Origin of the sequence: Caballeronia sp. LZ003, assembly GCF_031451465.1 — a bacterium.
Taxonomy (GTDB): Bacteria; Pseudomonadota; Gammaproteobacteria; order Burkholderiales; family Burkholderiaceae; genus Caballeronia.
The window spans coordinates 2,213,729-2,222,002 of sequence record NZ_JARUXJ010000001.1; the positions used below are offsets into that span (position 1 = coordinate 2,213,729).

Sequence of the window (8,274 nt, forward strand, 5' to 3'; positions counted from 1 at the left end):
CGACGACTAACGACTTATAGTTCACTCATACCTAACACGTTGCGGAATAACTAACATGAAACGGAATCTTTTACTTTCCGCCGTACTTGGCGCCTCAGTAACACTTACCGGTTGCGCAACGAAGCAGTTCGCGCAGGCCGGTGACGTTACCGACTTCGAGCGCACGACGCTGTCGTGCCGCGAGATCGACGTCGAGATGGCGAAGACGCAAGGCATCCAGCACACGATCAACAAGCAGGCCGAGTTCAGCGGACTCGATGTGCTGGCCTTTCTCGGCGATTGGGGTATCGGCAACGCGATTGCAGAACACAAGGCGCAAGTCGGCGCCGCACAACGCATGTCCGATCTGAACACCATGCGCGCGGCGAAGAACTGCCCGATCGCCACTACCGCCGCGGCCGGGGGTGCGCTGTGATCCGCCGCTATCTGCTCGAACGCAAGCTGCGTCGCCTGAAACGCGAGATGGAATACGTGTATCAGGTTCGTCGCGAGACGGTGCGCCGCGAAACGCAGCTGCGCCGCCAAACCGAAGCCGTCGCGGCCGAGCTAATGAACTTCGACATCGGTGCCCGCCGTGCTTGAGAAAGACGTCGAAGCTTATCTCGTTGCGCGCATGCAAGACATGGGCGGCTTGGCGATCAAGTTCATTAGCCCCGGCCGGCGCAACGTGCCCGACCGGATCGTGATCTTCCCGAGCGGCAAGATAGTTTTCGTCGAGCTCAAGGCGACTGGCAAGACCCCGAACGATGCGCAGATCCGCGAGCACGCGCGACTGCGCCGACTGAACTGCGCGGTGTACGGCTGCATTGATTCGAAGTCAGCCGTCGACCGAATGATTGAAGACATCGCCCCACTGCTATGAAACGCTGCCCACTTTCCCCCGAAGACATCGTGCGCATACTCGAAGGCGGTCGACGCCTGTCGATCACGCAGATCGCGGCGCGTCTCGGACGCCGCGCGACCGCCGTCTACGGCGTGCTGCCCGCGCTGCGCAACGACGGCCGCATTCATAGCGAGCGCGAGAAGGAACCGGAAAGCGGGCGCAAAACGACGGTGTACTTTACGGCGCGTCCGCAGCCGGTCGCCCCGCCGTACCCGTCCGTGCTGCTCGAAGGCAGTCTCGTCGGCTACGGTCGCGCGCTGCGCCAGCATGCGGATCTTTGCCTGGTGACGCGTCGATGAAGCCTGAACTCTCACCGTCGGACGCCGATGCGCTCGACACGCTCAATTTCATCTTGCGCGTTGCGCTCGGCGTGTTTGCCTTGTGCGTCGTGGGCATCGCGCATCTGGAAGGTTTGTTATGAGTCTGATGACTGAAGACGAGCTGGTGCAGATCACCGGCAAGCGTCGCCGCAACAAACAAGCCGAATGGTTCAAGCTGACGTTCGGCGTCGATGTCGTGCGCAGCGCCGACGGTCGGCTGATTGTTACGTGGCAGACTTTCGAAGCACTCAGTGCGCGCAAGAATGGGCTCGGTACGGCCGCGCCTGCGGTCGTCGAACTGGACTTCTCGTAATGGCCGAGCGCAAGAAAGCAAAGTACCCGCGCGTATATCCGAAGCACGGCGCGTGGTATTGGTCCGAGCCGATCTCGGGCAAGTGGATTCGCCTGTGCGCGCTGACCGACAGCGAAACGACGCTGGTCGAACGGCTCGCGGCCGAGCGCAAGAAAGTCGAACGCCCCGAAGGCACGGGCGACATGCGCCCGCTGATCGACGAGTACGTGCGTAAGCACACCGCGCAGCACAAGGAAAAGGCGTGGCCGAAGTATGGTGATTACGCCGGCAAGGGCTTTCGCAATGTGAACGTCGCTGACGTGAAGCCGACGCACATCACGAACTGGCTCAAGGTGAAGTACGCCGACAAGCTTGCGATGCAGCGCGTGATGCGCGCATTCCTGTCCGGCTTCTTTCAGTGGTGTGTCGACAATGGCCGGCGCGACACGAACCCTTGCGGCGAAGTAAAGCTGAAAAAGCCGAAGGCGCGCAAGACCTATATCACCGACGATCACTTCGCCCGCGTGCGCGCGGCGATGCTGACCGTCACCTACACGCGCGACGGCGAAACGCGCACGCAGATCGTACCGACCGGACCGATGATGCAGTGCTTCGTGGATCTTTGCTATCTGACCGCGCAGCGCTCGACGGACATCCGCGAGTTGAAGTGGAACCAGATCGATCGCGCAGCTGGCGTCATTCACTTCCTGCCGAGCAAGACCGAAGACTCAAGCGGCCTTGCCGTTGACTTCACAATTACGCCCGAGATCGATGCCGTGCTCGCTCGGATCATCGAGATCGACGGCGGCGTGCAACGCATCGGCAGTGCGCCGGTCGTGCATGCGCTCGACGGCAAGGCGTACGGCGCGACCGCCGTACGCTCGGCATGGGATCGTGCATGCGAACGTGCCGAGCTGACAGCAGAAAACTACACGGTGAAAGATATTCGCGCGAAAGCGCTGACCGACGCCGAGCGGGCCGGATACGACATCAAGGCGCTGCAGATTGCGGCGGCGCACAGCGATGCGAAGACGACGGAAATTTACCTAAAGCAGCGCGACGTACCGGTGTCGGACGTTCGGCTGCGCGTGCCAAAATCGGCGTAGGTGTCAGAAATTTATTAGACACCCGTTAGACATTGCATTAGACACCGCAAACTGCGCTACCTGCAAAGCCTTGTAAATAGTGGTCGGAGCGAAAGGATTCGAACCTTCGACCCTCTGATCCCAAATCAGATGCGCTACCAGGCTGCGCTACGCTCCGACAAGCCGCAGATTATAGCTTGCTTGCCGCGACGCCGCAAACACTTCCGGCAGAGGGAACGAATGTTGCCACTTTAGCGAGTGACGGCCGCCGCCCGGTCATGCAAGCTCTTGCCATTTCGATTTCGCGGAGACAACGATGAACCTCATTCTCTGGCGTCACGCCGAAGCCGAAGATCAGGCCGCAAGCGATCTCGCGCGTCAACTCACCTCGCGCGGACGCAAGCAGGCGCAAGGCACCGCAAAGTGGCTGAAGGCGCGTATCGACGACGATGCGGTCTTCATCGCAAGCCCGGCCACGCGCACCATTCAGACCGTCGAAGCCTTCGGCGATCAGTATCGCGTGATCGATCAACTTGCGCCCGGCCGACATGCACAGGACGTGCTCGATGCCGCCGGCTGGCCCGATGGCATCGCGGAAACGGTGGTCGTCGTGGGCCATCAGCCTACGCTCGGACACGTTGCCGCGTGGCTCATGACCGGCGACGAAGCGGACTGGTCGATCAAGAAATCAGGCGTCTGGTGGTTCCAGTCGCGCTCGCGTCACGGCGACGGCCAGGTCGTTCTGCGCGCGGTGACGAACCCCGATCTGCTCTAGCCGAAAGGCCGTGTAATCGCAGGTTCAACAGAATGTCGTTTCATCGAAACGTCACTGCGATGCCATGCGAGCGTCATTGCGCGTTACTACATTGGCGAGGACCGAAACCCTCAAGCTTTCGTCCTGCCGAGGAACGCCAATGCTCGATATGCCGACGCCCTTCCTGCCAACCGGAGCGTCATCGTCGCTCTCGCTCGATTCGCGCCGCCAGCTTCCGCGTACCGCGGAAACCATCACCGGCCAGCATCGGCTGCAAGTGTCGTGGGCGCGTTCCGGCGACGCCGTGCGTGAAGCCCAGCGGCTGCGTTACCGCGTGTTCTCCGAGGAGATGGGCGCGCACCTCTCGGGGCCTGCGGGCCTTGACGTCGATGTCTTCGACGCCTACTGCGATCATCTGCTCGTGCGCGATCTCGATACGTTGAAAGTGGTCGGCACGTATCGCGTGCTGCCGCCGCATGAGGCCGCGCGGATTGGGCGGCTGTATGCGGAAGGCGAGTTCGATGTGTCGCGGCTTGCGCATCTGCGGCCGAAGCTCGTCGAGGTGGGCCGCTCGTGCGTGCATCCCGACTACCGCAACGGCGCGGTGATCATGTCGCTATGGGGCGGGCTCGCGGCCTACATGAAGCACAACGGCTACGAAACGATGCTTGGCTGCGCGAGCGTCGGCATGGTCGACGGCGGGCACTACGCGGCGAACCTTTACACCTCGCTCGCCGCCGATGCCCTCGCCGCCCCCGAATATCACGCGTTCCCGCATACGCCGCTGCCGGTGGAGGAATTGCGCACGGGCGTGGAAGTGAGCCCGCCGCCGCTCGTGAAGGGTTATCTGCGTCTAGGCGCGAAGATATGCGGCGCGCCTGCGTGGGACCCGGATTTCAACACGGCGGACTTTCTTACCCTCTTCCGCCTGTCGGATATCAACGCGCGTTATGCGCGGCACTTCATCGGTTGATTCAAGGCGCGGCGTTCGTCAATCGCCGGTATAGACCACGCGATACGGGCGCCCGATCTTTTCCCACTCCATGGCTTCCTGAACGAGGCTGTAGTCCGTGAGCGGATTGCTCGCGACCCACTCGTTGGACAGCCGCACTTCGAAGCCTCCCGCCGCGCTCTTCACCTCGATGCCGGGCAGCCCCACATCCGCGCGCCGACGCGACAGCAACACGGCAAGACGCAGGCAAAACAGCAATGTCCAGTCGACATCGCGCGCTTGCGCGAGCTTGCCGAGCTTGCCCGCGTGACCCAGCACGAGCGTCGCGAGCCGCGCCTGGTCCGTGCGCGAAAAGCCCGGCATGTCCGCGTTGCTTGCGATATACGCCGAATGCTTGTGATACGCGCTATGCGCAATCGACAAGCCGATCTCGTGAAGCGACGAAGCCCACGCGAGGAACATGCGTTCTTCCTCGCGACGTTCCGCATCGGGTTCGCCGAGCTGATCGTAGAAGCTGATCGCGAGCGAGCCGATGCGTTCGGCCTGCGCGGCATCGACGCCATAACGGCGCTTGAAGCCTTCCACGGTGACGGTGCGCATGTCCTGATGCTGCGAACGCCCGAGCAGGTCGTAGAGCACGCCGAGACGCAAGGCGCCGTCGGTGGTATCCACATAATCGATACCCAGTTCCTCGAAGACGCCGAGCATGATCGAAAGGCCGCCCGCGAGCACCGGAATGCGGTCCGGCTTGAGCGCGACGAGCTTCAGCCGATTGACGTTCTCCGCCTTGATGACCGCGCGCTTCAGACGCTCCAGCCCGCCGCGCGAAATGCCGTGCGTGATGCCAGGGTCGTTGAAATCGTTCGCTTCGACGAGTTCCGCGAGCGCGCGCGCCGTGCCTGAAGAACCAATGGCCTGATCCCAGCCGGTCTGCTTGTATTCGCGCGAGATAATCTGGATTTCGCGCTTGGCCGCGAGTTCAGCCTGGCGCATGGTGTATTCGTCGACATTGCCGGCCGGAAAGAACGTGCGGCTGTGGCTCACGCAGCCGATATACAAACTCTCCATATGAATCGGCGTGTAATGGGAGCCGATGATGAACTCCGTCGAGCCGCCGCCGATATCCACCACGAGGCGCTTGCCCGCGCTCGCCGGCACCGAATGCGCGGCGCCCGCGTAGATGAGCCGTGCTTCTTCCCTACCGGCGATCACTTCGATCGGAAAACCCAGCGCGCTTTCCGCCTCGCCGATGAATTCGTGCGCGTTCTTCGCCACCCTGAGCGTGTTGGTGGCCACCGCGCGCACCTGATCCGGATGAAAGTCGCGCAGACGTTCGCCGAAGCGCTTCAACGCTTCGAGCCCGCGCAACTGCGACGCACGGTCGAGCATTTTGTCCTTCGATAGACCCGCGCCAAGGCGCACGGCCTCGCGCAAGGCATCGACCTGGTAAATCTGGCTGCCTGCGGGCGTTTCTTCCACCCGCCCCACGATCAGCCGGAAACTGTTCGAGCCGAGGTCGACCGCGGCAAGAAGATGAGGATGAGTGACCATCGGATGTCCAAGGATCGTGGGAGGAGGCGCGCTTTGCTGCAGCGCAGGATTCTATTCTACGTCGACTACTTATGCGCCGATGTCAATGGGTGAATCACGCTCGACCGCGGTATCACGCGCCCTGCGCTAGCGACGCTAACCACAATGTGAGTAGAATTTGTGACAATCGTTCTGTCACAATAAAGCCATCTTACTGTGAGACTATCCGAACGTTCCCTTGCCCTTCCGATCGAGACACCATTCTCCCAGCCGATGTCCATACGCTATCCGCTCTTCAACCGCGAACTGGGCATTCTAGGTTTCAACGAGCGAGTTCTGGCGCAGGCCGCCGATATCTCGGTTCCCTTGTTGGAACGCCTGCGCTTCATCTGCATCACGAGCAGCAATCTCGACGAATTCTTCGAAGTCCGCATGGCCGGGCTGCAGGAGCAGATGCGCGACAACCCCGGCTCGCTCTCGCCGGACGGCATGTCGCTGCAGCATGTCTACGATCTCGTCTCCGAACGCGCGCAGCGCCTCGTGCATCAGCAATACGTGATGCTGCATGAAATCGTCTTGCCCGCGCTCGAGATGGAAGGCATCTATTTTCATGGCGCGGAAAGCTGGAGCGAGCAGCAAAACGCCTGGGCGCGCGAATATTTCCTGAACGAACTGCTGCCGGTGCTGACGCCGATCGGCCTCGACCCGGCGCATCCGTTTCCACGCGTGCTGAACAAGAGCCTGAACTTCGTCGTCGAACTGGAAGGCACGGATGCTTTCGGCCGTCAGGCCATGATGGGCATCGTGCAGGCGCCGCGCGCGCTGCCGCGGCTCGTGCGCATGCCCGAGGCGCTGTCGGGTTATCCGCATGGCTTCGTGCTGCTGAGCACGTTCATGCAGCACTTCGTGAGCGAGCTGTTTCCGCATCTCATCGTGCGCAATTGCAACCAGTTTCGCATCACGCGCAATAGCGAACTTTTCGTCGATGAAGACGAGATCACGAATCTGCGCGTCGCCTTGCAGGGTGAGTTGCCCGCGCGGCATCTGGGCAATGCGGTGCGGCTCGAAGTATCGGCGGAGACGCCACCGCATCTCGTGCGGCGTCTGCTCGACGAAAGCCAGTTGAGCGAGCGCGATTGTTATCGCGTGAACGGGCCGGTCAATCTCGTGCGGCTCATGCAACTGCCTGAAATGGTGGACAGGCCGGACCTCAAGTTCGTGCCGCACATTCCTTCGGTGCCGAAGTCGATCGCCAACACGACCAATCTTTTCGATGCGATCGATCAGGGCGATATCCTGCTGCATCATCCTTACGAGAGTTTTCAGCCGGTGCTCGAACTGCTGTTGCAGGCGGCGAAAGATCCGCAAGTGATGGCGATCAAGCAGACCATCTACCGGACCGGCACCGATTCGCCCTTGATGGATGCGCTCATGCAGGCCGCGCGCAATGGCAAGGAAGTGACGGTAGTGGTCGAGTTGCTGGCGCGTTTCGATGAAGAGACGAACATCAACTGGGCGTCGCAACTCGAAGCGGTGGGCGCGCATGTGGTGTATGGCGTGGTTGGCCACAAGTGTCACGCGAAGATGATGTTGATCGTGCGGCGCGTGTCGCAGGGCGGCAAGATGGTGCTCAAGCGTTACGCGCATTTGGGCACGGGAAATTATCATCCGCGCACGGCGCGTCTTTATACCGACTTCGGTCTCATGACCGCTGATCAGCAGATGTGCGAGGACGTGCATCATGTCTTTCAGCAGCTGACTGGAATTGGCGGAGAGATTCCGCTGCATCTTTTGTGGCAATCGCCTTTTACCTTGCACGCGAAATTGATCGATGCGATTCGCGCCGAGGCGGAGCATGCGCGCGCGGGCCGGCGAGCGCGGATCGTCGCGAAGATGAATGCGTTGCTCGAGCCTACCGTGATTGCTGCCTTGTACGAGGCATCGCATGCGGGCGTGAAAATCGATTTGATCGTGCGTGGGGTTTGTTCGCTCAAGCCTGGTGTGGAGGATCTTTCGGAGAATATTACCGTTCGGTCTATTGTCGGGCGCTTCCTCGAACATCATCGCATCTTCTATTTTTATGCGAACGGGCAAGAGGATGTGTATCTGTCGTCGGCGGACTGGATGGATCGGAACTTCTTTCGACGCGTCGAGGTGGCGTTTCCGATTCGCGATCGGCGGCTTAAGCGTCGGGTGATTGCTGAAGGGTTATCCGTCTGTCTTGGGGATAATCAGTCTGCCTGGGTCATGCAGAGCGATGGGCATTATCGTAAGCGGCGGTCGGGGAAGTCTATTCGCAATGCGCAGTTGGGGTTGTTGGCTAAGTTTTGTTCTTAGGGTGTTGGTTTTGTGGTGGGTTTTTTCCTGGGAACTTGAGCCGTTGTCGCGCGGTTTGTTTCAGTAGCCGCTTCCCCGGCGGAGGGGTAACTTTCTTTGCGGCTGCAAAGAAAGTCACCAA

General features: G+C 60.9%; 11 protein-coding genes and 1 tRNA gene. 10 read left to right on the forward strand and 2 right to left on the reverse strand.

Annotated features, from left to right (window positions below; translation table 11 throughout):
- Window positions 1-55: 55 nt before the first annotated feature.
- Genes QCE79_RS09885 through QCE79_RS09915 form a run of 7 tightly spaced genes read left to right on the forward strand, consistent with a single transcriptional unit; the run spans window position 56 to window position 2,601 of the window.
- Window positions 56-415: a hypothetical protein gene (locus QCE79_RS09885; protein WP_309843822.1), complete on the forward strand. Its 360-nt coding sequence runs from the start codon at window positions 56-58 to the stop codon at window positions 413-415.
- A complete protein-coding gene (locus tag QCE79_RS09890; RefSeq protein WP_309843826.1) occupies window positions 412-582 on the forward strand; it encodes a hypothetical protein in 171 nt (56 codons plus the stop codon). Before QCE79_RS09885 ends, QCE79_RS09890 begins: the two co-directional genes overlap by 4 nt.
- Window positions 575-862 carry a VRR-NUC domain-containing protein gene (locus QCE79_RS09895; protein WP_309843829.1) on the forward strand — a complete coding sequence of 96 codons (288 nt, stop codon included), beginning with the start codon at window positions 575-577 and terminating at the stop codon, window positions 860-862. Before QCE79_RS09890 ends, QCE79_RS09895 begins: the two co-directional genes overlap by 8 nt.
- The gene (locus QCE79_RS09900) at window positions 859-1,182 is read left to right on the forward strand and encodes a hypothetical protein (RefSeq protein ID WP_309843831.1); all 324 of its coding nucleotides are present in this window, start codon (window positions 859-861) and stop codon (window positions 1,180-1,182) included. Before QCE79_RS09895 ends, QCE79_RS09900 begins: the two co-directional genes overlap by 4 nt.
- Window positions 1,179-1,304 (forward strand): hypothetical protein, encoded by a 126-nt coding sequence (locus tag QCE79_RS09905; protein ID WP_309843834.1) that lies wholly within the window; start codon window positions 1,179-1,181, stop codon window positions 1,302-1,304. The genes QCE79_RS09900 and QCE79_RS09905 overlap by 4 nt, the downstream gene beginning before the upstream one ends.
- Window positions 1,301-1,516, forward strand: coding sequence for a DUF4224 domain-containing protein (locus QCE79_RS09910; RefSeq protein ID WP_309843836.1), 216 nt, complete (start codon window positions 1,301-1,303; stop codon window positions 1,514-1,516). The genes QCE79_RS09905 and QCE79_RS09910 overlap by 4 nt, the downstream gene beginning before the upstream one ends.
- Window positions 1,516-2,601 (forward strand): tyrosine-type recombinase/integrase, encoded by a 1,086-nt coding sequence (locus QCE79_RS09915; RefSeq protein WP_309843839.1) that lies wholly within the window; start codon window positions 1,516-1,518, stop codon window positions 2,599-2,601. The genes QCE79_RS09910 and QCE79_RS09915 overlap by 1 nt, the downstream gene beginning before the upstream one ends.
- An 80-nt stretch (window positions 2,602-2,681) precedes the next feature.
- Here QCE79_RS09915 and QCE79_RS09920 read toward each other — a convergent pair.
- Window positions 2,682-2,758 (reverse strand) — tRNA-Pro (locus QCE79_RS09920).
- Window positions 2,759-2,896: 138 nt separating this feature from the next.
- On the opposite strand from QCE79_RS09920, the gene QCE79_RS09925 reads away from it, so the two are divergent.
- Window positions 2,897-3,355: a histidine phosphatase family protein gene (locus QCE79_RS09925; RefSeq protein ID WP_309843842.1), complete on the forward strand. Its 459-nt coding sequence runs from the start codon at window positions 2,897-2,899 to the stop codon at window positions 3,353-3,355.
- Between the two features lie 139 nt (window positions 3,356-3,494).
- Window positions 3,495-4,307, forward strand: a complete 813-nt coding sequence (locus QCE79_RS09930) for a GNAT family N-acetyltransferase (RefSeq protein ID WP_244825731.1) — start codon at window positions 3,495-3,497, stop codon at window positions 4,305-4,307.
- An 18-nt stretch (window positions 4,308-4,325) separates the two neighbouring features.
- On the opposite strand, the gene ppx is transcribed toward QCE79_RS09930, so the two are convergent.
- Window positions 4,326-5,837, reverse strand: coding sequence for an exopolyphosphatase (gene ppx / locus QCE79_RS09935; RefSeq protein WP_244825732.1), 1,512 nt, complete (start codon window positions 5,835-5,837; stop codon window positions 4,326-4,328).
- Window positions 5,838-6,089: 252 nt separating this feature from the next.
- On the opposite strand from ppx, the gene ppk1 reads away from it, so the two are divergent.
- Complete coding sequence (gene ppk1 / locus QCE79_RS09940; RefSeq protein ID WP_244825734.1) at window positions 6,090-8,153, forward strand: polyphosphate kinase 1; 2,064 nt, start codon at window positions 6,090-6,092, stop codon at window positions 8,151-8,153.
- The last annotated feature ends 121 nt before the right edge of the window (window positions 8,154-8,274 follow it).

Coding starts and splice junctions, on each gene's coding strand:
- QCE79_RS09885 (WP_309843822.1), top strand. CDS start 56: ATGAAACGGAATCTTTTACTTTCCGCCGTACTTGGCGCCTCAGTAACA.
- QCE79_RS09900 (WP_309843831.1), top strand. CDS start 859: ATGAAACGCTGCCCACTTTCCCCCGAAGACATCGTGCGCATACTCGAA.
- QCE79_RS09905 (WP_309843834.1), top strand. CDS start 1,179: ATGAAGCCTGAACTCTCACCGTCGGACGCCGATGCGCTCGACACGCTC.
- QCE79_RS09910 (WP_309843836.1), top strand. CDS start 1,301: ATGAGTCTGATGACTGAAGACGAGCTGGTGCAGATCACCGGCAAGCGT.
- QCE79_RS09915 (WP_309843839.1), top strand. CDS start 1,516: ATGGCCGAGCGCAAGAAAGCAAAGTACCCGCGCGTATATCCGAAGCAC.
- QCE79_RS09925 (WP_309843842.1), top strand. CDS start 2,897: ATGAACCTCATTCTCTGGCGTCACGCCGAAGCCGAAGATCAGGCCGCA.
- QCE79_RS09930 (WP_244825731.1), top strand. CDS start 3,495: ATGCTCGATATGCCGACGCCCTTCCTGCCAACCGGAGCGTCATCGTCG.
- ppx (WP_244825732.1), bottom strand. CDS start 5,837: ATGGTCACTCATCCTCATCTTCTTGCCGCGGTCGACCTCGGCTCGAAC.
- ppk1 (WP_244825734.1), top strand. CDS start 6,090: ATGTCCATACGCTATCCGCTCTTCAACCGCGAACTGGGCATTCTAGGT.